A 20918-nucleotide genomic window follows, 5' to 3' on the forward strand; every position below is an offset into this window, starting at 1 on the left:
GGGCCGCGCCGGTCAGAACCAGAAGCGCACGCCCGCCATGACGGCGGCCTGGGACCGGCTTTCGCCCGCGTCCGCCGCGTAGCCTGCAGTCTGGCCGAACTTGCGTTCAAAGGATACGCCAACATATGGCGCGAATTCCCGGGTGACCTCGTAGCGCAGGCGCAGCGAGAACGAGCCGGCCGAAAGACCGGCGCCGACGCCACGGTCCGGATCGTCCTTGCCGTAGAGGCTGGCCTCCAGTTCGGGGGTGAGGATCAGCCGCTGGGTCAGCAGCAGGTCGTATTCGGCTTTCAGCGCCAGCGCGCTGCGGCCCGACGGACCCGCGTAGGCGGTGGCCTGCAGTTCGATGTCGTAGGGCAGCACGCCTTCGATGCCGATGGCGGCCCAGTTGCGCTTGGGGCCCGCGCCGATGTCGCGGCGCGCACCCAGCTGCAGGTCCCAGAACGGCGACACGGCATGGCTCCAGAACGCCTCGACCTTGCCGTCCGAGCCGCCGCCGCTTTCGCGTTCGCCCTCGCTCTTGAGCAGCAGGCGGTCCGTGGCGGTGCCGAACCAGAAGCGGCCATCCCACTCCAGGGCGTTGTGTCCGTCGCGATTGCGCGATGCGCCGAACTTGTCGAACACGACCTGCCACGTCGGCGCGTTGTCCATCATGTGCGGATGGATGCCATAGCTGTCGTAGCCGCGCTCGCCCGCGCCGTCGCTGGCGGGCAGGCTGCCGACGGGCGGGGCGGCGGACGACCCGTCCGGGTCCGCCGGGCCATGGTCCATGCCGGCGTGTTCAGGTGGCGCGGGGGCGGGCGGCGCGGCGTGGTTCATCGCGCCGTGATCCATGCCGGCGTGGTCGGCCGCGCTCGGCTGCGCCCAGGAGGCGGGACCGGTCAGCGCGATGGCGATGGCGCACGCGGCCAGCGGGATATGCCTGGATTTGAGGGGTTTCATCGATTACTCCACCACGACCGCCCTGAACATGCCGGCCTCCATGTGGTACAGCAGGTGGCAGTGGTAGGCCCAGTTGCCGCGCGCATCGGCGCTCACGCGATAGCTGATGCGCTGCGCCGGGTTGAGCGAGATCGTGTGCTTGCGCACCTGGAAGGCGCCGTCGGGCGATTCCAGGTCGCTCCACAGCCCGTGCAGGTGGATGGGGTGCGTCATCATCGTGTCGTTGACCAGCACGAAGCGCACGCGCTCGCCGTAGCGCAGCACGATGGGCCGGGCGTCCGAGAACTTCACGCCATTGAACGACCACATGTAGCGTTCCATGTTGCCCGTCAGGTGCAGCTCGATCTCGCGCGACGGCGGGCGATTGTCGTCCGGCTCGCGCACCGAGCGCAGGTCCGCATAGGTCAGCACGCGGCGGCCGTTGTCGCGCAGGCCGACGCCGGGATCGTCCAGCCGGGTCGAGACCACGTCGGGCAGCATGGCATTGCCTACGCCGCGCTCGGCGGGGTAGGGGTGCCGGACCTCGACCATGCCGCCCTGGTCCGCGCCGGCGCCATGGACGTTCGCGTGTTCCATGCCGGGCATCGCGCCGTGGCTCGCGGCCTCGCCGGCGGCGACGTGCGCGGCGTCCTTGCCCGGCGCGCCGTGTTCCGCGCCCGTGCCATGCGCCATGCCCATGTCCATCATGCCCAGGCGCTGGACCGGATCCAGCGCCGGGACGTCGGCCTGCATGCCAGTCCGGGGCGCCAGCGTGGCGCGTGCGTAGCCGGAGCGGTCCATGGCCTGCGAAAAGATCGTATAGGCGCGGTCTTCCCGGGGTTCGACGATTACGTCATAGGTTTCCGCGACGCCGATGCGGAATTCCTCGATCTCCACCGGCCGCACGTCCTGCCCGTCGGCGGCCACGACCGTCATCTTCAGGCCGGGGATGCGCACGTCGAAGTACGTCATTGCCGAACCATTGATGAATCGCAGCCGCACGCGTTCGCCCGGCTTGAAGAGGCCCGTCCAGTTGCCCGCCGGCGTGGCGCCATTGGTGAGGTAGGTGTAGGTCGCGCCGGACACGTCCGCCAGGTCCGTCGGGTCCATGCGCATCTGTTCCCACATCAGGCGTTCAGCCAGCGCGCCGCGCCAGCCCTGTTCGCGCGCGTCGGCGGCCAGGCTCTGCACGGTGGGCTGGATGCGGTTGTAGTAGGCCGGCATGACCTTCAGCTTGTTGAACACGCGCATCGGATCTTCGTCCGTCCAGTCCGACAGCAGCACCGTGTAGTCGCGGTCAGCGGCGATCGGATCGCGGCGGCGCGGGTCGATGACGATGGCGCCGTACAGGCCGGTCTGCTCCTGGAATCCCGAGTGGCTGTGATACCAGTAGGTGCCGCTCTGGCGCACGTCGAAGCGGTAGGTGAAGGTCTGGCCGGGATCGATGCCGGGAAAGCTCATGCCTGGCACGCCGTCCATGCCCGTGGGCAGGAGGATGCCGTGCCAGTGGATCGACGTCTGTTCGCGCAGCCGGTTGGTGACATGCAGGGTCACCGTGTCGCCTTCGCGCCAGCGCAGCAGCGGCGCGGGAAGCTGCCCATTGACCGTGGTGGCGATGCGCGCGGCGCCCGTGAAATTCACCGGGGTCTCGCCGATGTCCAGGTGGAATTCGGTGCCGCGCAGTTCCTGGGGCGGCGGGGGCGAGGCCAGGGCCGACCGCCAGCCGCCCAGCGCGGCCAGCGCGCCGCCAGCGGCCAGCCCATGCACGAAGCGCCGGCGCGAGGGAAGAGAGAGCGCCGTCATGTCACAGCACCGAGACCGAACCCTTCATGCCCGCGGCGTAGTGGCCGGGCTCCAGGCAGCCGAACGACACCTTGCCGGCCTTGTCGAAGCGCCACACGATCTGGCCGCTTTTGCCGGCGTCGAGCGAGATGGCGTTGGCCTCCTCGTGCCGCATGCCGGGATCCTTCATCATCATGGCGTAGTGCGCCTTCAGGTCGGCGTCAGTGCCCAGCACGAGCTCGTGGCGGATCTTGCCGCTGTTGCGCACGTTCAGGCGCACGGTCTCGCCGGCCTTGACGTCGATGCTGGCGGGCGAAAAGCGCATGGCGTCGGACATGTCGATGTCGATGGTGCGCGTGACGCGGGCGGGGTCGCCCGGCTTGCCGATGGGGCCGGCGGCGGCCGGCATGGCGTGGCCCTCATGGCCAGGGGCGTGGCCGCCGGCGGCGAGGGCGGCGCCGGACAGGGCCAGCGCCAGGGCAACGAGCGGGGTGCGTAGCAGAGTGCCTTTCACGAGAATCCTTTCGGTGTGACCGTGATGGCACTCTACGCGGGCGCGGGTGACCCGATCCTGTCCCGCAGATTACGTTTTTGTCATGTTCGCGCAAGCGCCGGGCAGGTCGGCGCTTCGGAGCGTGATGCCGACCACGGTGCCGGACGCGTCGGACCTCGCATCGGCCTCGCCGCCGTGCATGCGCGCGATCGCACGCACGATGGCCAGACCCAGCCCGTGGCCTTCGCTGCGAGGCGCGCGCGCCTGGCCGGTCCGGAAGAAGCGGTCGAAAATGCGCGGCAGGTCGGCGGCCGGGATGGGCGGGCCGGGATTGCGCACCTCCACGCGCGCGCCCGCGTCCAAGGGCGAGCACGCCAGCACGATCTCGCCGCCCCGTGGCGTGGCCTTGATCGCGTTCGAGATCAGGTTGGCGAGCGCGCGGCGCACCAGCCCGCGATTGGCGGCCACGGTGGCATCGCCCTCGCAGCGCAGCCGCACGCCGTGTTCCTCCAGCGTGGCGTCGTAGTATTCCGCCACGCGCCGCGACTCGGCGGCCAGCGACACGGAAGCCAGATCGGCGGCGCGCTCGCCGCGGTCGGCGCGGGCCAGGAACAGCATGTCGTTGACCAGGGTCTTCAGGTCTTCCAGTTCTTCCAGATTGGATTCCAGCGCGTCGCGCAGCGCCGCGGCATCGCGCGGCGAGGACAGCATGACCTGCGTGCCGTTGATGAGTGTCGCCAGCGGCGTGCGCAGTTCGTGCGCCACGTCCGCGTTGAAGCCCTCCATCTGCTGGTATGCCGCTTGCAGCCGGTCCAGCGTGCGGTTGAAGGAGCGCACCAGTTCGTGCAGCTCGCGGTCGGTGTCTGCCAGCGGCAGGCGGCGGGCCAGGTTGTCCGGTTGGATGGCGGCCGCCTGCTCGGACAGCCTGCGCGCCGGGGACATGCTGCGCCGCACGGCCCAGGCGGCCAGCACGACGGTGGCGCCGACCCACAGTGCGCAGATCAGGACCAGCGCGGTGCCGTAGGCGTAGAGAAACTGCGAACTGGTGCGCGTGCTGACCGCCACGGTCAGTTGCCCGCCGGGCAGGATGCGGTCGTTCATGGCGACGCGCAACCCGCGCATGCGGCCGCCGTCGGGCGCCTGCAGCAGGACCTGGCGGCCGTCCGTGGTCTCCAGCGTTTCGGGGGCGGCGCCGCCGTACACCACCTTGCCCTGGGCGTCCTCGATCCAGATGCCCAGTTGCGCCTGTCCCGCGCGCATCTGGTCGAAGGTGGCGGCCAGGTCGTTCAGGCCGCTGGCGCTGTTCTGCATGTCGATCAGGTGGTCGATCAGCTCGAGCTTGCCGCTGACCTCGGTGATCTCCTGGCGTTCGACTTCGCGCTTGAGCGCCCAGAACAGCGTCGCGCCGGCCAGGCTGGACACGAGCAGGGCGATGGCGCCCAGCAGCACGGTCAGCCGCGCCTGCATCGAGCGCATGCGTGGCCGCTTCACGCCGCGGGACCGCGCGCCGCGCCGTCCGCCGGGGGGCGCGATTCCAGCACGTATCCCATCCCGCGCACGGTGTGCAGCAATTTCGTGTCGTAAGGGTCGTCCAGCTTGCCGCGCAACCGGCGCACGGCTACGTCGATGACATTGGTGTCGCTGTCGAAGTGCATGTCCCAGACCTGTTCGGCCAGGGTGGTGCGCGACAGCACCTGGCCCTGCCGCCGCAGCAGCAGGGCGAGCAGGCTGAATTCCTTGGCCGTCAGGTCCAGGCGCTGACCGCCGCGCTGGGCGCGGCGGCGCGCCAGGTCCAGTTCCAGGTCGGCCAGGCGCAGCAGCGTGGGTTCCTGGGAGCGGCCGCGCCGCAGGAGCGCCTGCACGCGGGCCGCCAGCTCCGAGAACGCAAAGGGCTTGACCAGGTAATCGTCGGCGCCGCCTTCCAGGCCGCGGACCCGGTCTTCCACCGCGTCGCGCGCCGTCAGCATCAGGATCGGGGTGTCCTTGCGCGCGCGGACCGACGCCAGGATCTCGAAGCCGTCCACGCCGGGCAGCATGACGTCCAGCACGACCAGGTCGTAGGCGCCCTCCAGGGCGAGATGGCGGCCGTCCACGCCGTCGCGGGCTACGTCGACCACATGGCTTTGCTCCGACAGGCCCTTTTTCAGGTAGTCGGCCAGTTTGGGTTCGTTTTCGATGACCAGGATGCGCATGGCCAAAAATTTACCACTCGCGCCGCGCGCACGCCGGTCAGGCCGTTTCGTCGATGGCCACGCGGTCGGGCGGAAAGCGCAGGGTGAAAACGCTGCCCTTGCCCGGTTCGCTGGTGATGAGCAGTTCCGCGTCGTGCCGCATGGCGATGTGCTTGGTGATCGCCAGCCCCAGGCCGGTGCCGCCCACCGCCCGCGACCGGCCCCGGTCCACGCGGTAGAAGCGTTCGGTCAGGCGCGGCAGGTGGCGCGCCGGAATGCCGATGCCCGTGTCCTGGACGCTGTAGCGCGCGCCGCCCTCGGGCTCGCGTTCCCAGCGCACGGTGATGGTGCCCCCGTCCGGCGTATAGCGCACGGCATTGGTCAGCAGGTTGGAGAAGGCCGAGGTCAGTTCGTTCTCGGCGCCCAGCACGTCCAGCGTTTCATCGATGTGCCAGACCAGTTCGTGCCGGCCGCCCGACAGCGCCTCGATCTGCTGGCGCGCCTTCTGCAGCAGCGCGCCCATATTGACGGCGCGCGGATCGCTGCCCGGGGACGATTCCAGCGTGGACAGCGTCAGCAGGTCTTCCACGATGGCCTGCATGCGCTGGGCCTGCTCGTGCATCATGTCGATGTACTGTTCGCGCTGTTCCTGGGGCAGCGCGTCGTCGGGCAGGTCGCGCAGCGTTTCCAGAAAGCCCGCCAGCACCGTCAGCGGCGTGCGCAGTTCGTGCGACACGTTGGCGACGAAGTCGCGCCGCGTGGTTTCCAGCCGTTCGATCTGGGTCACGTCGCGGGTGATGAGCAGGCGCTGGTTGCTGGCGTAGGCCGTCAGCTGCATCATCATCAGCCGTTCCTGGCCCTGCTGGCCCAGCCGCACCAGGATCGGCTCGGGCCAGGACGGGCGATGCGCGTACTCCACGAACTCGGGCGCGCGCAGCAGGTTCAGCAGGTTGTGGCCGCGGTCGGCGGGCAGGCGCAGGCCCAGGTGCTGGCGCGCCATGCGGTTGCACCAGTCGATCTGGAAGTCTTCGTTCAGGGTCACCGCGCCGTCGGGCAGGGCCTGGGCGGCCGCCAGCATGCCCTGCATGGTGTCGCGGGTTTCGGCCAGTTCGCGCGCGCGGGCGCGGGTGTAGCGATAGAGGGGGGCGAGGATGTCGTCCCAGGGTCCCACCGAGGCGGGGGGCGCGGTGTCCGGCTGGTTGGCCCAGCGCGACACCAGCGTCAGGCGCCAACTGCGCCACAGCAGCATGGCGGTCAGCGCCGCCGAGAACACGATCCAGCCCGCCGGGTCTCCAATGAGCCATTGCGCCAGTAAGGCAACCACCGCCCACAGGGCGACCAGAAATAGAGTGCGCAGCCAGATCATCGTGCGCAAGTTTTACCGCGTGGGGAGCTGTGCCGTAAACCGATAGCCGCTGCCGCGGACCGTTTCCACGTGCGCGTCATGGCCGCTGGGTTCCAGGGCCTTGCGCAGGCGGCGGATGTGCACGTCGACCGTGCGCTCTTCCACGAACACGTGGTCGCCCCAGACCTGGTCCAGGAGCTGCGAACGGGAGAACACGCGTTCGGGGTGCGTCATGAAGAAATGGAGCAGGCGGAATTCGGTGGGGCCGATCTGCAGCGCCTGGCTGTTGCCCGACAGGCGATGCGTCACCGGATCCAGCTTCAGGCCGCCCACGTCGATGACGTCATCGGTGAGCTGGGGCGCGCGGCGGCGCAGCACGGCCTTGATGCGGGCCATCAGCTCTTTGGGGGAGAACGGCTTGGTGATGTAGTCGTCGGCGCCGGCTTCCAGGCCGTCCACCTTGTCCTGCTCGGAGCCCTTGGCGGTCAGCATGATGACCGGGACGGCGCGGGTGCGCTCATCGTTGCGCAGCTTGCGCGCCATCGCCAGGCCGGACGTGCCGGGCAGCATCCAGTCCAGCAGGATCAGGTCGGGAAGCTCGGCGCGGATCAGCGTCTGAGCCTGGTCGGCGTCGAAGGCGCGCAGCACTTTGTGCCCGGCGAAGGACAGGTTGACGGCGATCAATTCCTGGATTGCGGGTTCGTCTTCGACGACGAGGATGGTGCTGGACATATTGAATTTGGCACACTTCGGAGCGCCGGCGCGGCGCGAACATTGCGATAGTATGGCCGCAATATTTCAGGTATGTGACCGCGGCGCGCCTTCTGGCAGGTCCGTCTGCCGCCGGCGCGCGCCCGATAGGCTACCATTGAACGATATATCGGGAATCCACCATGCAAAACCCCTCCGAATCGCAACAATCCGCCGGTGCCGGCTCGGCATCCACGCACTTCGGCTTCCAGTCGGTCCCCGAAAGCGAAAAGGCCCGCAAGGTCGCCGAAGTGTTCCATTCGGTCGCCCAGCGCTACGACGTCATGAACGACTTCATGTCGGCCGGCCTGCACCGCGTCTGGAAGGCCTTCACCATCGGCCGCGCCGCCATCCGCCCCGGCATGAAGGTGCTCGACATCGCCGGCGGCACGGGCGACCTGGCCAAAGCCTTCGCCAAGCGCGCCGGTCCCACGGGCGAGGTCTGGCTGACCGACATCAATGATTCCATGCTGCGCGTGGGCCGTGACCGCCTGACCGACGCCGGGCTGCTGGTGCCCACCGCCGTGTGCGACGCCGAGCGCCTGCCGTTTCCTTCCGGCTATTTCGACCGCGTCAGCGTGGCCTTCGGCCTGCGCAACATGACCCACAAGGACCGCGCGCTGGCCGAGATGACCCGGGTGCTCAAGCCGGGCGGCAAGCTGCTGGTGCTGGAGTTCTCGCGCATCGCCAAGCCGCTGTCGCCGGCCTACGACTGGTATTCGTTCAATGTCCTGCCGTGGCTGGGCAAGAAGATCGCCAAGGACGAGGCCAGCTACCGCTACCTGGCCGAATCCATCCGCATGCATCCCGACCAGGAGACCCTGGCCGACATGCTGCGCACCGCCGGCCTGGAACGGGTGCAGTACTTCAACCTGACGGCCGGCATCGCCGCCCTGCACGAAGGGGTGCGCCTGGGCTGACGCCCGGCGTCGACGGCCATTGCGCTCGCCCGCGGGGAACTTGTGGGGCGCAGGCTTGTCCGTTATTCTTACACCATTCAGATAACTGTAAGAAAGTCGCGCAGATGGTCCCGCGTATTGCGGGGCCCTCCCGTTGCTCGGGGCAACGGGGGCGCGAGTACGAGGGAGCAAACCTATGTCCAAGTTCTGTCTTTCGCGGTTTGTCGCCGCGGCGCTCATCGCCGTTTCCGGCGCGGCGCTGGTGACGGCGTCGTTCGACGCTGAAGCCCGCCGTGCGGGTGGCGGCGCCAGCGTCGGCCGGCAATCCTCCAATGTGACGACGCAGCGCCAGGCCACCACGCCGCCGGCTGCCACCAACAATACGGCGGGCGCCACCGCCGCTCCGGCAGCCGCCGGCGCGGCTACGGCCGGCGCCGCAGGCGCTGCGGCCAAGAGCGGCGCGTCGCGCTGGCTGGGCCCCATCGCCGGCATCGCCGCCGGCCTGGGTATCGCGGCGCTGCTCTCCAGCATGGGCCTGTCGGGCGCCTTCCTGGAGTTCCTGTCGTCCGCACTGCTGATCGCCGCCGTCGTCTTCGCCGTCATGTTCATCATTCGCCGCCTGCGCGGCGCCGGTCCTCGCACCGCGACGCAAGGCGCGTTCGGTGGGGCCAACAACGCCTCGGGCCAGCAACAGCAGCCGATGTGGCGTGAATCGCTGAAGCCGGGCGCCGCCGCGCCCGCGGCCGCCGCGCCGGTGGCTGCAGCGCCTGTCGCGCCGCCGGCCGTCCTGCCCGCCGCGGGCGATGACAACAACTGGTTCGTGCCGGGCGATTTCGACACGGTGAACTTCCTGAAGCAAGCCAAGGAACAGTTCGTCCGCATCCAGGCCGTCTGGGACAGCGGCAGCACCGATGGCCTGCGCGAGTTCCTGACTGATGACCTCATCACCGAGCTCAAGCCCCAGCTGGCCGAGCGCGGCGCGGCGCCCAACAAGACCGAAGTGGTCCTGCTGAACGCCGAGATGCTGGGCATCGAGACCGTCTCCGACGGCCACCTGGCCAGCGTGCGCTTCTCGGGCATGCTGCGCGAGGCCCCGGGCGCCGAGGCCTTCCGCTTCGAAGAAGTCTGGAACCTGTTCAAGCCGGCCAACGGCGGCTGGTTGCTGGCCGGCATCCAGCAGATCCCGGTCGAGCACGCCAGCTGAGCCTGACGCACCGGATCGACCGATCCTCTGCCGCGGGCGCCGCAAGGCGTCCGCTCGAACCGGCCCCCAAAGGGCCGGTTTTTCCATGCGCCTGGGCAAAACAGGCTCCCATCTAACCCGTTACACTCCCGATTTACCCATCAACTTCGGCAAGCCCTCCCGGGGTCCTTGCAACCGCCATGCTGCCTTTTCCGTTCCTGCCCACTCCCACGCGCCTGGCCATCAGCGCCCTCAACGCCCTGTTGCGGCGCGAGGACTGGGCGCGCGAGCGCCTGGCCCGGCATGCCGGCAAGACGGTGCGCTTTGCGGTGGGCGGCTTCACGCTGGGCTTGTCGATCGACAGCGAGGGCCTGGCTGACCAGGCCGACCCGGCCGTGGTGCCCGATGTCACGTTGACCGTGGCTCCCGAAAAACTGCCGCTGCCGCGCCTGGGCGCCGGGCACGAGAAGCCCGATTTCGCCGAGGCGACACACATCTCCGGCGACGCGGCGCTCGCGCAGGTGGTGGCGGACCTCTCCAAGCAGTTGCGCTGGGACCCGGAAGACGCGCTGGCGCGCGTGGTGGGCGACATCGCCGCGTTGCGCATCGTGGGCGGCGCGCGCGCCGTGGCGGGCGGCGCCCGCACGGCCGGCCAGCGCCTGGCCCAGAACGTCTCGGAATACCTGGCTGAAGAAAGCGGCGTGCTGGCGGGCCGCCCGGCGCTGGAACAATGGCGCCTGGACCTGGCCGAACTGAACGCCCGCGCCGATGCGCTGGCGCGTTCGGCGGCCGCCCTGCAAACCCGCCTGGCCACGGCCGGCGCGAAACGGGGCGCCTGATCCATGTTCCCCTTGCTGCGCCTCTTTCGCATCATCGTCGTCTCGCTGCGCTATGGCCTGGACGAGCTGGTGCTGTCCAGCCTGAATCATCCGCTGGCCACCTGCCTGCTGCGCGTCATACGCCTGGGCACGCGCCCGCGCCTGCCGCGCGGGCAGCGCCTGCGCCTGGCGCTGGAATCGCTGGGCCCCATCTTCGTGAAGTTCGGGCAGGTGCTGTCCACCCGCCGCGACCTGATTCCCGCCGACATCGCCAACGAACTGGCGCTGCTGCAGGACCGCGTGCCGCCGTTCCCGTCGGCGCAGGCGGCCGCCTGCATCGAGGCGGCGCTGGGCGCGCCGCCGGAAAAGCTGTTCGCGCAGTTCGACGTGGACCCGGTGGCCTCGGCCTCCATCGCGCAGGTTCACTTCGCGGTGCTGCACGATGGCCGCGAAGTGGCCGTGAAGGTGCTGCGCCCGGGGATGCTCAGCATCATCGAAAAGGACCTGTCGCTGCTGAAAGTGGTGGCGCGCATCATCGAGCGCCTGGGCGCCGACGGCCGCCGCCTGAAGCCGCGCGAGGTCGTGGCGGAATTCGACAAATACCTGCACGACGAGCTGGACCTGGTGCGCGAGGCCTCCAACTGCAGCCAGCTGCGCCGCAACTTCGGCCCCGAGTCCGGCCGCGGCGACATGCTGATCGTGCCGGAGGTCATCTGGGAATACACGGCGACCACCGTCTTCACCATGCAGCGCATGTACGGCATGCCGGTGGGCCAGGTGGAGCGCATGCGCCAGGCCGGCATCGACATCCCGACGCTGGCGCGCACCGGCGTGGAGATCTTCTTCACGCAGGTCTTCACGGACGGCTTCTTTCACGCCGACATGCACCCGGGCAACATCTACGTGTCGGACCGCCCGGACACGCTGGGCAGCTATATCGCGCTGGACTTCGGCATCGTGGGCTCGCTGTCCGAGTTCGACAAGAATTACCTGGCGCAGAACTTCCTGGCCTTCTTCCACCGCGACTACCGCCGCGTGGCGCAATTGCACATCGAGTCGGGCTGGGTGCCGGCCGACACGCGCGAAGAAGAACTGGAGGGCGCGGTGCGCGCCGTCTGCGAACCCTACTTTGACCGGCCGCTGTCGGAGATCTCGCTGGGGCAGGTGCTGCTGCGGCTCTTCCAGACCTCGCGCCGGTTCAACGTCGAGATCCAGCCGCAGCTCGTGCTGCTGCAAAAGACCTTGCTGAACGTCGAGGGACTGGGCCGCCAGCTCGATCCCAACCTGGATCTCTGGAAGACCGCCAAGCCCTACCTGGAACGCTGGATGCGCCAGCGCGTCGGGCTCAAGGGCCTGCGGCAAAGCCTGGAAAAAGAAGCCGCGCAGTGGTCGCAGATGCTACCCGCGCTGCCCAGGCTGGTCCATGACCACCTGAGCCGGCCCAACGTCTCGCCAGCCCTGCTGGCCGAGATGATCCAGCTGCGCCGCGCACAAGAGCAGAACAACCGGCTGGTTGCAGCGCTGGTTGGTGTGCTGGCGCTGGCCGTCGGGGTCGCCTTATGGGCCCTGACCCGATAGGCGGCGCGATGATCTAGACCTCTACTGTCATGTTTCATTCATGAAACGGTCATCATAGCTTCGCGGGAGACGGCGAAAAATAGCGCTGCGGTGGATGGAATGCAGCGCCACGCCTACAAGACGCGCGCGCCATTCACTCATTCTCATAGCCCCACTAGGGGGACGAATACAAGGGCAGAACATGCTTTATCCTGAACTCTTCAAGACCATGGAAGCCGTGCGCTGGAACATGGCGCACGACATTCCCTGGGGCGATTTCGACCGCAGCAAGCTCTCGGACGAGCAGGCCCACACGATCAAGATGAACGCCATCACCGAGTGGGCGGCGCTGCCGGCCACCGAGATGTTCCTGCGCGACAACCGCGGCGACAGCGATTTCTGCGCGTTCATGTCGGTCTGGTTCTTTGAGGAACAGAAGCATTCCCTGGTGCTGATCGAGTATCTGCGGCGCTTCCGCCCGGACCTCGTGCCCACCGAGGAAGAGCTGCACAACGTGCGCTTCGAGTTCGACGCCGCGCCGGAACTCGAAACCCTGATGCTGCACTTCTGCGGCGAGATCCGCCTGAACCACTGGTACCGCCGCGCCGCTGAATGGCACACCGAGCCGGTCATCAAGGCCATCTACAAGACCGTGGCCCAGGACGAGGCGCGCCATGCGGGCGCCTACCTGCAGTACATGCGCCGCGCCCTGCACGACCGCGGGCAGGACACGAGCGAACAGGCCCGCCTGGCGTTCTCCAAGATCGGCGTGTTGATGGCGTCGGCCGGGCGCACGCAGCAGGCGCTGCACCCCACCAACCTGCACGTCAACAAGGACCTGTTCCCCAACGACACGGTGCAGTCGCGCCTGCCCGAGCCGGGCTGGCTGGAGCACTGGCTGGACGCGCAGATCCGCTTTGACGGCGTCTGGGAGCAGAAGGTCGCCTCGCGCATCCTGCACATCCTGTCCAAGCTGATGGATCGCAGCTTCGAGACGGTCAAGGACCTGAACCGCTATCGCAAGGAAATGACCGCGCTGATCGTGCCCAAGGACAAAGAGATCATCCTGGCGGGCGCCTGATCCCTCCTATAATCGCCGCATGTCTGCCGCCCGTTTCGAATCCAAGGTCCTGTCCCGCGACGACTGCGTCGCCGCCGTCGCCGCCGGCCGCTTTGCGCGGCCGCTGGTGTTCACCAATGGCGTGTTCGACATCCTGCATCGCGGGCACGCGACCTACCTGGATCAGGCGGCCCAACTGGGCGCCACCCTGGTGGTGGCGGTCAACACCGACGAATCGGTGCGCCGCCTGGGCAAGGGCGCCGAGCGTCCGCTGAACCGCATGGAAGACCGCGCGGCGCTGCTGGCCGCGCTGGGCTTCGTCACCGTGGTCACGTCCTTCCATGAGGACACGCCCGAGGCCCTGATCGGCCAGCTCAAGCCTGACCTGATCGTCAAGGGCGGCGACTATGACATGGAAAAGCTGCCCGAGACCGCGCTGGTCAGGACCTGGGGCGGCCGCGCGGTGGCGATTCCCTTTGAATTCGAGCGCTCGACGACGGCGCTGGTGAAGAAAATCCAGGCGAGTTGATCCCTGCCACAACCGCGTTCAGCGCGGCATGTGCAGCAGCCGGTTGATCGCTTCCAGGTCGGTCTCGGCCAGGATGCCGCTGGTGGCCTTCAGGCGCAGGCCGGATAGCACCGTGCTGTAGCGCGCCAGCGCCAGGTCGCGCTGCGTGGCGTAGAGCTGCTGCTGGGCGTTGAGCACGTCCAGGTTGATGCGCACGCCGACCTCGTAACCCGTACGGTTGGCTTCCACGGCGGCGCGGCTGGACTTTTCACCGGCCTCCAGCGCCTGGATGCGCGCCAGTCCGCTGGTGACGCCGGTGTAGTACTGGCGCGCGGCCTGCACGGCCTGGCGGCGCGCGGTTTCGAAGTCGTAGCGCGCCTTCTGTTCCAGCTCGACCTTTTCCGTGACCTGCGATGAGACGCCGCCGCCCGAGTACAGCGGTATGGACAGCACCACGCCGATCGTGTTGTCGATCGGCTTGCCGGGCGCCGCATTGCGCATGACGGCGTCGCTGGCGCTGCCGCTGGTGGCGCGCAGGTTCAGGGTGGGGTAGTGGCCGCTCTTGGCGATCTGGATCTCGCGGCCGGCGATGCGGGTGAGCAGTTGCGCGCGCAGCACCTCCAGGCTGGAGGATTCGGCCTGGTTGCTCCAGTCGGCGATGCGGGCAGGCTGGGGCGCGGGAAGCTTCACGCCGTAGGGCAGCTCGGCCAGGGCGCCAGGCGGCGTCCCAATGATCTTGGCGAGCTCGTCGCGGCGCACTTCCAGGTCGTTCTGCAGCCGCAGTTCCTGCGCGACGACGAGGTCATAGCGCGACTGCGCCTCGTAAGTGTCGGTGATGGTGGCGTTGCCGAGCTCGAAGTTGCGCTTGGCCGATTCGAGCTGCCCGGCGACGGCGGCCTTTTCGGCCTCGGTGGCGGTCAGCGTGTCCTGGGCATACAGGACGTTGAAATAGGCGTCAGCGACCCGCAGCAGCAGGTCCTGGTAGGCCTGCTGGAGCTGCACTTCGACGTCGGCGACGATGAGCTTGGACTGCTCGAAATTCTGCCAGCGGCCCCAGTCAAAGAGCGGTTGGGTCAGCGCCAGGTCCCACACGCCGCGCCCGCCGCTGTAGGCATAGGACAGCCCGCGGGTGCTGCGGGTCTCCTGGTAGGCGCCGCCGGCCTCGGCGGTGATCAGCGGCAGCAGCAGCGCGCGCGCCTGCGGTTCTTTTTCGAGGCCGGCGCGGTAATTGGCCCGCGCGGCCGCATAGGTGGGGTCGTTGCCCAGCGCGGCCTGCCAGACCTGCATGAGGTTCTGGGCGGACGCCGTCAGCGGGCCGACGCTTGCGGCGCAGGTGAAAACCAGTAAAGCCGTAAGCGATCGGACGCGCATGATCATTCAACGATACGCCGGGCCGCCGGACGCGACGCCGGCCCCATGGGGGCCGGGCGGATGGCGGCGGGTTTGCGGGGTCAGAACTTGAACTGGGACACCGCGACGCCGCGCAACGGCTTGATGACCGTTTCGAAGAGGTTCACGGTTTCGAAGCTGGCGGCGGTGGTGCGGGTGATGCGACAGGCCGTCATGACGGGCGCCTGGCCAACCACCACGACAAGGCGGCCGCCCACGCGCAGCTGGTACTTCAGCGCGTCCGGCACGACCGGCACGGAACCGGTGACCAGGATGGCGTCGTATTCGGTGGAGCCCCAGCCATTGCGGGCGTCGCCGGTTTCGACCTTGACGTTGGTGACGTTGTTCATCTGCAGGTTCTGCTGCGCGAAGGTCACCAGGCGGCTGTCGATTTCAACCGAGGTGACCTGCTGCGCCAGGTAGGCCAGCAGGGCGGCCTGGTAGCCCGAGCCCGTGCCGATCTCCAGCACGCAGTCGGACTTGGTCAGCAGCAGTTCCTGGGCAAGGCGCGCTTCGACCTTGGGGGCCAGCATGGTCTGGCGCGTGTTGACCGCATTGATCTCCAGCGGCAGCTCCAGGTCGGAAAACGCCAGCGCGCGCAGGGCCGGCGGAACGAATTGTTCGCGGCGCACATCGAACAGCGCTTGCAGCACGTTGGCGTCCAGGACGTCCCACGGGCGGATCTGCTGTTCCACCATATTGAAGCGGGCTTGTTCTACGTCGGGCAGGGTCGAAGCGTTCATGACGGTCAGAAAAAACAGAGGAATCAACAGGCCATTGTACCGATTCGTAGCGTCCTGTGACGGCGCGCCCGCGCGGCAGATGTTTCAGGCGCGGCGCACGGTCCCGGCCACGCGGACGGCGCCCCGCGGGGCGCCGCCGTGCGTGGGGCCGGGAGCCCCTACCACCAGGCGTGGAAGTGGTGGACCGGACCGTGGCCGGAACCCACCGACAGGCGCTCCGCGTGGCGGATGGCCTCGGTGAGGTAGGCCTTGGCGCGCTTGGCCGATTCCGGTACGTCCCCGATTTGGGGCAGCAGCGCGGCCAGTGCGGCCGACAGCGTGCAGCCGGTGCCGTGCGTATTGGCGGTGTCGATGCGGTGGCCGGGCAGTTCGATCATGCGATCGCCGTCGTGCAGCAGGTCGATGGTTTCGCTGCCGGGCAGGTGGCCGCCCTTGACCAGCACCCAGCGCTCGCCCGAATGCGCCAGCTTGTTGCGCAGGCGTTCGGCCACGCGCCGCATTTCCTTGACGGTTTCCACGGGCCGCTCTTCCAGCAGCACGCCGGCCTCGGGCAGGTTGGGCGTCAGCAGGGTCGTCAGGGGCAGCATGGCTTCGCGCATGGCGCCCACGGCGTCGTTTTCCAGCAGCAGGTCGCCGCTCTTGGCGACCATGACCGGATCCAGCACCACGTGCGCCGGCGTCCATTTGGCGAGCTTTTCGGCCACTACCTCGATGACCGGGCGCTGGCCCAGCATGCCGATCTTGACGGCGTCGATGCGCACATCGGTGAACAGCGTGTCGATCTGCAGGCCAACGAAGGCGGGCGGCACGGGCGAAATGCCGGTCACGCCCTGCGTGTTCTGCGCGGTGAGCGCGGCGATGATGGCGCAGCCATAGGCGCCCAGCGCGCTCATGGCCTTGACGTCGGCCAGGATGCCGGCGCCGCCGGACGGGTCGACGCCCGCGATGGTCAGCGCGTTGGGGATGGGGCGGCCGCTGGCGGCCGGCTGGCGGGAGTTCATTTGGCGGGACCGGCGGTGATCAGCCCTTCGGTGGGCGAGCTGGGCGCGCCGCTGTACAGCTTCTTGGGCATGCGGCCGGCCAGGAAGGCCTCGCGGCCGCCTTCCACGCCCTTCTTCATGGCGCTGGCCATGAGGACGGGATCGCGCGCGGCGGCGATGGCGGTGTTCATCAGCACGGCGTCGCAGCCCAGCTCCATGGCGATGGCGGCGTCGGACGCCGTGCCCACGCCGGCGTCCACCACGACCGGCACGCGGGCCTGGTCGATGATGAGGCGCAGGTTCCAGGGGTTCAGGATGCCCATGCCCGAGCCGATCAGGGACGCGAGCGGCATGACGGCCACGGCGCCCATGTCTTCCAGCATGCGGCACTGGATGGGATCGTCGGTGCAATAGACCATGACCTTGAAGCCTTCATCGACCAGCGTCTTGGTGGCCTTGAGGGTTTCGGGCATGTTGGGAAAGAGGGTGTGCGGGTCGCCCAGCACTTCCAGCTTGACCAGATCATGGCCGTCCAGCAGCTCGCGCGCCAGGCGCAGCGTGCGCACGGCGTCGTCGGCGGTGTAGCAGCCGGCCGTGTTCGGCAGCAGGGTGAATTTCGAGGTGGGGACGTAATCCAGCAGGTTCGGTTCGCCGGCGTTCTGGCCGATGTTGGTGCGGCGGATGGCGACCGTGACGATTTCCGTGCCGCTGGCGTCCAGCGCCGCGCGGGTCTGTTCGAAGTCCTTGTACTTGCCGGTTCCGACGAGCAGGCGCGACGAATAGGCGCGGCCGGCGATGGTGAGGGTGTCTTGTGTGGTCATGGCGGTGCTTCAAAGGGCGGGCGCGCACGATGCGAGGCCCGCGGGGGACTGGCTGTTGGTGCACGAATGATAAAGCAGGACGCGCAAGGGCAGGACAGGCCCCCGCCCGGCGCGTTCCACTATTTGCGGATCGCGCGCGTCAGCGCACGCGGTCCAGGTCGGCGCAGAGGGACTCGGCCGCGTCGATCAGCCGCGGCCCGGGCCGGTACAGCGCGTCGGCGTCGATGCCGTAGACGTGGCCCTGGCGCGCCGCCGGCAGGCCCATCGCCTGCCATGCGGCCAGGTTCGCCCGCGTGTCTTCAGCCCCGGCAACGCCGGCCAGCACGACCTCGGGCCGCGCCGCAAGCACGCCTTCCAGGGTGACCTGGGGGGCCACGATGGACGCCTGGCCAAAGACGTTGACGCCGCCGCACAGGCGCAGCGCGTCGCTGACGATGCTGGCGTCGTTCAGCGTGTAGATGGGATTCAGGCCCGCCTGCACGAAGACGCGCACCGGCCGGCGGCCGGCATAGCGCGTCTTCAGGGCGTCCAGCCGGGCGCGCAGGCCGCGCGCGGCCGCGTTGGCCACGGTTTCGGTGCCGAACAGGACGCCCATGCGCTCCACCGCGCCGGGTATGGCCGCCAGCGTCAGCGGATCGCTGTAGAAGACCGGCACGCCCAGCTTGTCCATCACGCGCGCCAGCGGTTCGGCGGCGCCCGGCTGCCAGGCGATCAGCAGGTCGGGACGGGCGGCCGCCACGCGTTCGGCGTCGGGCTGCGTGCCGTCGCCAAGCACCGGCAGCGTGCGGGCAGCGGGCGGATAGTCGCTGCCGCGCACGGTGCCCACGAGGAAGTCGCCCGCGCCGGCGGCGTAGGCCAGTTCGGTGGCGTGGGGGGCGAGCGTGACGGCGCGGCGCGCGGGCGCCTCCAGCGCGACGTTGCGGCCGCGGTCATCCTGGACCTGGATGGCCGGCGCGCCGCGCGTGAGCGCCGGGCCGAGCGCCAGCATCAGCGCCAATCCGGCGGTCGTCAGGACGCGGTAGGAGGTCATGCGGCGGCTCCGTCGGGTTGGCGCAAGCGCCGGGCAGCAATCAATAGCGTAGCGTGAGCGACGCGTAGAAGTTGCGGCCGGGGGCGGGGTACAGGCTGTAGTTGGCGACCGGACCCAGCATTTCGAACGAGGCGTTGCCGCCGCGGATGCCGTACGTGGCGTACTCGCGGTCGAAGATGTTGTTCACGCCGATGGCGCCTTCGATGTTGCGGGTGAACTTGTACGCCACCTTGGTGTTGAACAGCACGTAGGCGTCCAGCTGCTTGTCGAACTGGTTGGCCTGGTCGTTGTCCATGCGCGACTTGCCCACGTATTGGGCCGACACGTTCCACAGGAACGCATCGGTGGGGCGCCACGTCACGGCCGCGTTGGCCAGCCACTTGGGCGCCAGCGGCACGGTCTTGCCCGCGAGGTCCACGCCGGCGTAGGTGCCGGAACGGAACTGCGCTTCCATCCAGGTCAGGTTGGCGTCCAGGGTAAGGCTGCTGGAAATGGCGGTGTGGCCTTCGAGCTCGATGCCCTGGCGGCGCGTCGGATCCAGGTTGGTGTTGGCGCCGGTGCCCGGTCCCCACAAGCCGTCGGCCAGCGGGTTGTACTGGATCTCGTTGGTCAGGTCATAGTGGAAGTACGACAGGCGCGCGCTGCTGGTGGCCGACTGCCAGGTGACGCCCAGTTCCTTGTCGATGGAGGTCTGGGGCGCCAGCGGCGACTGGACCGACAGCAGTTCGTCGGCGTTGGGCAGGCGGAAGCTGCGGCCCACCTTGCCGTACACGCCGAAGCCGCCGGACAGGTCCTGGCGCACGCCCAGTTGCCAGGCGGTCAGGTGGTTGCTGCGATTGGACGGCGTGCCGGAGCCCGAGATCACGTCCAGGTCGTCGGATGCATACTGGCGGCGCACGCCCATCGTCACGTAGGTGCTGTCCGTGGCGCGGATCTGGCCTTCGGCGAACAGGCCGTACTGGTGCTGGCGCGACTGCCATTGCGACGGCTCGAAGTCGTAGTACGCGTTCTGGTCGGCGGTGGTCTTGGCTTCCTGCGCGTCGGCGCCGAAGACGATGCTGTGGCCGCCGTTGATCGGCAGGCGGTAGCGCACGCTGGCGATGTTCTCTTCCAGCTTCTGGTCGCGCAGCGTGTCGCCGAAACCGTCGTAGGTCAGGCCGCTGAGCTTCTTTTCGCGGGTCGACAGGTCCGAGTACAACACGCCGGCGCCGATGGCCTGTTCGAGCTGCAGGCCGAAGGTGGTGGTCGTGGTCTTGACGTAGTCGACGTCGTTCTTCGAGCCGCGCGGATCGTCCTGGTATTCGTTGACGCCCGTGAAGGGGTTGATCGTGCGCGGGCCGGGCAGTTCCAGCTTTTGCGTGGTGGTGCGGCCGTACAGGCGGATCGAGCCGTCGTCGTGGCGGAACGTGATGCCGCCGCCGCCGCCTTCGCGGCGCTCGCCGCTGTGGTCGCGGTAGCCGTCGCTGTGCAGCGACTGCATGTAGGCGTCCACGCCCACCTTTTCATTGTTCATGGCGACGGCGGCGTCGTACTGGCGCAGGCCGTAGCTGCCGAAGGTGGCGGTGGCGCGGGCGGTCACCGGCTCCTTCGTGAAATCGGACTTGGTGATGATGTTGATCACGCCGCCGGTGGTGCCGCCGCCGTACTGCACGGAGCCGCTGCCGCGCACGATCTCGATGCGTTCGACCTGGTCCAGCGGCACCACGCCCAGGCTGGGCGCCGACAGGTCGTTGGTGTTCTGCTTGACGCCGTCGATGAGGATCAGCGTGTTGCTCGCGCCGGTGATGCCGAAGCCGCGCAGGTCCACGATGGCGTTGTCGCTGGAGCTGGTGGTGTTGATCAGGTTGATGCCGGCCTGCGTCGAGAGCAGGTCCTGCATGGTGCGGGCGCTGCTGGCCGCGATGTCCCGGGCGGTGATGACCGAGATCGACACCGGCAGCGTGCGGCCGTCGGTGGGCACGCGCTGGGCGGTGACGGTGATGCCGTCGAGTTCTTGCGGGGCGGGAGCAGTTTGCTGGGCGGCGGCGATGGCCGGGGCGGAACAGAGCAATGCGCCGGCGTAGCGCCGGATGGAGCGGACTTTCATCTACTTGACCTCGAAGCGACCCGCGACCCCGCAGGCCATTCACGATGGGGAGGATGCCCAGGCGCCGGGCGGGCCGTGAGGCCGCGTGGCGTGGGAGAGGCATCCTGACGAGCGAACAGGCCGGTATCGGGCTGCCATGGGCGCATCTGCGCGCATGGGGACCGTTGCGGGGGCAGCACAGGCTGGACATGGGGAGCTGCCGGGCGCCTTGTGGGCGGCGCGGCGGCCCCGGGGAGGGCGTCTTCCTGTTTCCCGTTTACCTTTCGCGCGCGGCGGGCAAGTGTTGCGTCCTTGCCCGGCCTAGTGCGCCGAAAGCACCGGTTCGGGGCCGAAACTGTATCACCGTGAGGCGCGCGCAAGCCCATTTTGTTACGATCAGGGC

Annotated in this window: 19 protein-coding genes; 6 read left to right on the top strand and 13 right to left on the bottom strand. The window is 68.7% G+C overall.

Annotated elements, in window-relative coordinates:
* Positions 1–12: 12 nt before the first annotated feature.
* From BXA00_RS11680 to phoB, 7 genes are all read right to left on the bottom strand, one after another.
* Positions 13–942: a copper resistance protein B gene (locus BXA00_RS11680; RefSeq protein ID WP_076518639.1), complete on the bottom strand. Its 930-nt coding sequence runs from the start codon at positions 940–942 to the stop codon at positions 13–15.
* 3 nt (positions 943–945) lie between these two features.
* Positions 946–2724 carry a copper resistance system multicopper oxidase gene (locus tag BXA00_RS11685; protein WP_076518640.1) on the bottom strand — a complete coding sequence of 593 codons (1779 nt, stop codon included), beginning with the start codon at positions 2722–2724 and terminating at the stop codon, positions 946–948.
* A 1-nt stretch (position 2725) separates the two neighbouring features.
* A complete protein-coding gene (locus BXA00_RS11690) occupies positions 2726–3217 on the bottom strand; it encodes a plastocyanin/azurin family copper-binding protein (RefSeq protein ID WP_076518641.1) in 492 nt (163 codons plus the stop codon).
* 69 nt (positions 3218–3286) lie between these two features.
* A complete protein-coding gene (locus BXA00_RS11695) occupies positions 3287–4663 on the bottom strand; it encodes a heavy metal sensor histidine kinase (protein ID WP_369825612.1) in 1377 nt (458 codons plus the stop codon).
* Between the two features lie 20 nt (positions 4664–4683).
* A complete protein-coding gene (locus BXA00_RS11700) occupies positions 4684–5388 on the bottom strand; it encodes a heavy metal response regulator transcription factor (protein WP_076518643.1) in 705 nt (234 codons plus the stop codon).
* A gap of 37 nt (positions 5389–5425) precedes the next feature.
* A complete protein-coding gene (gene phoR, locus BXA00_RS11705) occupies positions 5426–6733 on the bottom strand; it encodes a phosphate regulon sensor histidine kinase PhoR (RefSeq protein ID WP_076518644.1) in 1308 nt (435 codons plus the stop codon).
* A gap of 12 nt (positions 6734–6745) precedes the next feature.
* On the bottom strand, positions 6746–7444 hold the full coding sequence (gene phoB, locus BXA00_RS11710; RefSeq protein WP_076518645.1) for a phosphate regulon transcriptional regulator PhoB: 699 nt from the start codon (positions 7442–7444) through the stop codon (positions 6746–6748).
* A 161-nt stretch (positions 7445–7605) separates the two neighbouring features.
* Between phoB and ubiE the strand changes: the two genes are divergently transcribed.
* From ubiE to BXA00_RS11740, 6 genes are all read left to right on the top strand, one after another.
* Positions 7606–8382 (top strand): bifunctional demethylmenaquinone methyltransferase/2-methoxy-6-polyprenyl-1,4-benzoquinol methylase UbiE, encoded by a 777-nt coding sequence (gene ubiE, locus BXA00_RS11715; protein WP_076518646.1) that lies wholly within the window; start codon positions 7606–7608, stop codon positions 8380–8382.
* 175 nt (positions 8383–8557) lie between these two features.
* Positions 8558–9565, top strand: a complete 1008-nt coding sequence (locus BXA00_RS11720; protein ID WP_076518647.1) for a Tim44 domain-containing protein — start codon at positions 8558–8560, stop codon at positions 9563–9565.
* 179 nt (positions 9566–9744) lie between these two features.
* Positions 9745–10383 (top strand): SCP2 domain-containing protein, encoded by a 639-nt coding sequence (locus BXA00_RS11725; protein ID WP_076518648.1) that lies wholly within the window; start codon positions 9745–9747, stop codon positions 10381–10383.
* Positions 10384–10386: 3 nt separating this feature from the next.
* Positions 10387–11940, top strand: coding sequence for a ubiquinone biosynthesis regulatory protein kinase UbiB (gene ubiB, locus BXA00_RS11730; RefSeq protein ID WP_076518649.1), 1554 nt, complete (start codon positions 10387–10389; stop codon positions 11938–11940).
* Between the two features lie 181 nt (positions 11941–12121).
* Positions 12122–13000 (top strand): ferritin-like domain-containing protein, encoded by an 879-nt coding sequence (locus BXA00_RS11735; RefSeq protein WP_076518650.1) that lies wholly within the window; start codon positions 12122–12124, stop codon positions 12998–13000.
* A 19-nt stretch (positions 13001–13019) separates the two neighbouring features.
* A complete protein-coding gene (locus BXA00_RS11740; RefSeq protein ID WP_076518651.1) occupies positions 13020–13508 on the top strand; it encodes an adenylyltransferase/cytidyltransferase family protein in 489 nt (162 codons plus the stop codon).
* Between the two features lie 18 nt (positions 13509–13526).
* Here BXA00_RS11740 and BXA00_RS11745 read toward each other — a convergent pair whose 3' ends face one another.
* From BXA00_RS11745 to BXA00_RS11770, 6 genes are all read right to left on the bottom strand, one after another.
* Positions 13527–14858 carry a TolC family outer membrane protein gene (locus BXA00_RS11745; RefSeq protein ID WP_076521916.1) on the bottom strand — a complete coding sequence of 444 codons (1332 nt, stop codon included), beginning with the start codon at positions 14856–14858 and terminating at the stop codon, positions 13527–13529.
* A gap of 80 nt (positions 14859–14938) precedes the next feature.
* Positions 14939–15619 carry a protein-L-isoaspartate O-methyltransferase gene (locus BXA00_RS11750; protein WP_076521917.1) on the bottom strand — a complete coding sequence of 227 codons (681 nt, stop codon included), beginning with the start codon at positions 15617–15619 and terminating at the stop codon, positions 14939–14941.
* 158 nt (positions 15620–15777) lie between these two features.
* Positions 15778–16620, bottom strand: a complete 843-nt coding sequence (gene thiD, locus BXA00_RS11755; RefSeq protein ID WP_076518652.1) for a bifunctional hydroxymethylpyrimidine kinase/phosphomethylpyrimidine kinase — start codon at positions 16618–16620, stop codon at positions 15778–15780.
* Positions 16617–17420 carry a thiazole synthase gene (locus tag BXA00_RS11760; protein WP_076518653.1) on the bottom strand — a complete coding sequence of 268 codons (804 nt, stop codon included), beginning with the start codon at positions 17418–17420 and terminating at the stop codon, positions 16617–16619. Before BXA00_RS11760 ends, thiD begins: the two co-directional genes overlap by 4 nt.
* Before the next feature lie 139 nt (positions 17421–17559).
* On the bottom strand, positions 17560–18450 hold the full coding sequence (locus tag BXA00_RS11765) for a cobalamin-binding protein (RefSeq protein ID WP_076518654.1): 891 nt from the start codon (positions 18448–18450) through the stop codon (positions 17560–17562).
* A gap of 40 nt (positions 18451–18490) precedes the next feature.
* Complete coding sequence (locus BXA00_RS11770) at positions 18491–20536, bottom strand: TonB-dependent receptor (protein WP_076518655.1); 2046 nt, start codon at positions 20534–20536, stop codon at positions 18491–18493.
* Positions 20537–20918 lie beyond the last annotated feature (382 nt).

Origin of the sequence: Achromobacter sp. MFA1 R4 (assembly GCF_900156745.1) — a bacterium.
Lineage (GTDB): Bacteria > Pseudomonadota > Gammaproteobacteria > Burkholderiales > Burkholderiaceae_B > Achromobacter.

Bases quoted from the DNA above. Each gene is read 5' to 3' on its own strand.
- BXA00_RS11680 (WP_076518639.1), bottom strand. From the start codon at position 942: ATGAAACCCCTCAAATCCAGGCATATCCCGCTGGCCGCGTGCGCCATC.
- BXA00_RS11685 (WP_076518640.1), bottom strand. From the start codon at position 2,724: ATGACGGCGCTCTCTCTTCCCTCGCGCCGGCGCTTCGTGCATGGGCTG.
- BXA00_RS11695 (WP_369825612.1), bottom strand. From the start codon at position 4,663: ATGCAGGCGCGGCTGACCGTGCTGCTGGGCGCCATCGCCCTGCTCGTG.
- BXA00_RS11700 (WP_076518643.1), bottom strand. From the start codon at position 5,388: ATGCGCATCCTGGTCATCGAAAACGAACCCAAACTGGCCGACTACCTG.
- phoR (WP_076518644.1), bottom strand. From the start codon at position 6,733: ATGATCTGGCTGCGCACTCTATTTCTGGTCGCCCTGTGGGCGGTGGTT.
- phoB (WP_076518645.1), bottom strand. From the start codon at position 7,444: ATGTCCAGCACCATCCTCGTCGTCGAAGACGAACCCGCAATCCAGGAA.
- ubiE (WP_076518646.1), top strand. From the start codon at position 7,606: ATGCAAAACCCCTCCGAATCGCAACAATCCGCCGGTGCCGGCTCGGCA.
- BXA00_RS11720 (WP_076518647.1), top strand. From the start codon at position 8,558: ATGTCCAAGTTCTGTCTTTCGCGGTTTGTCGCCGCGGCGCTCATCGCC.
- BXA00_RS11725 (WP_076518648.1), top strand. From the start codon at position 9,745: ATGCTGCCTTTTCCGTTCCTGCCCACTCCCACGCGCCTGGCCATCAGC.
- ubiB (WP_076518649.1), top strand. From the start codon at position 10,387: ATGTTCCCCTTGCTGCGCCTCTTTCGCATCATCGTCGTCTCGCTGCGC.
- BXA00_RS11735 (WP_076518650.1), top strand. From the start codon at position 12,122: ATGCTTTATCCTGAACTCTTCAAGACCATGGAAGCCGTGCGCTGGAAC.
- BXA00_RS11740 (WP_076518651.1), top strand. From the start codon at position 13,020: ATGTCTGCCGCCCGTTTCGAATCCAAGGTCCTGTCCCGCGACGACTGC.
- BXA00_RS11745 (WP_076521916.1), bottom strand. From the start codon at position 14,858: ATGCGCGTCCGATCGCTTACGGCTTTACTGGTTTTCACCTGCGCCGCA.
- BXA00_RS11750 (WP_076521917.1), bottom strand. From the start codon at position 15,619: ATGAACGCTTCGACCCTGCCCGACGTAGAACAAGCCCGCTTCAATATG.
- thiD (WP_076518652.1), bottom strand. From the start codon at position 16,620: ATGAACTCCCGCCAGCCGGCCGCCAGCGGCCGCCCCATCCCCAACGCG.
- BXA00_RS11760 (WP_076518653.1), bottom strand. From the start codon at position 17,420: ATGACCACACAAGACACCCTCACCATCGCCGGCCGCGCCTATTCGTCG.
- BXA00_RS11765 (WP_076518654.1), bottom strand. From the start codon at position 18,450: ATGACCTCCTACCGCGTCCTGACGACCGCCGGATTGGCGCTGATGCTG.
- BXA00_RS11770 (WP_076518655.1), bottom strand. From the start codon at position 20,536: ATGAAAGTCCGCTCCATCCGGCGCTACGCCGGCGCATTGCTCTGTTCC.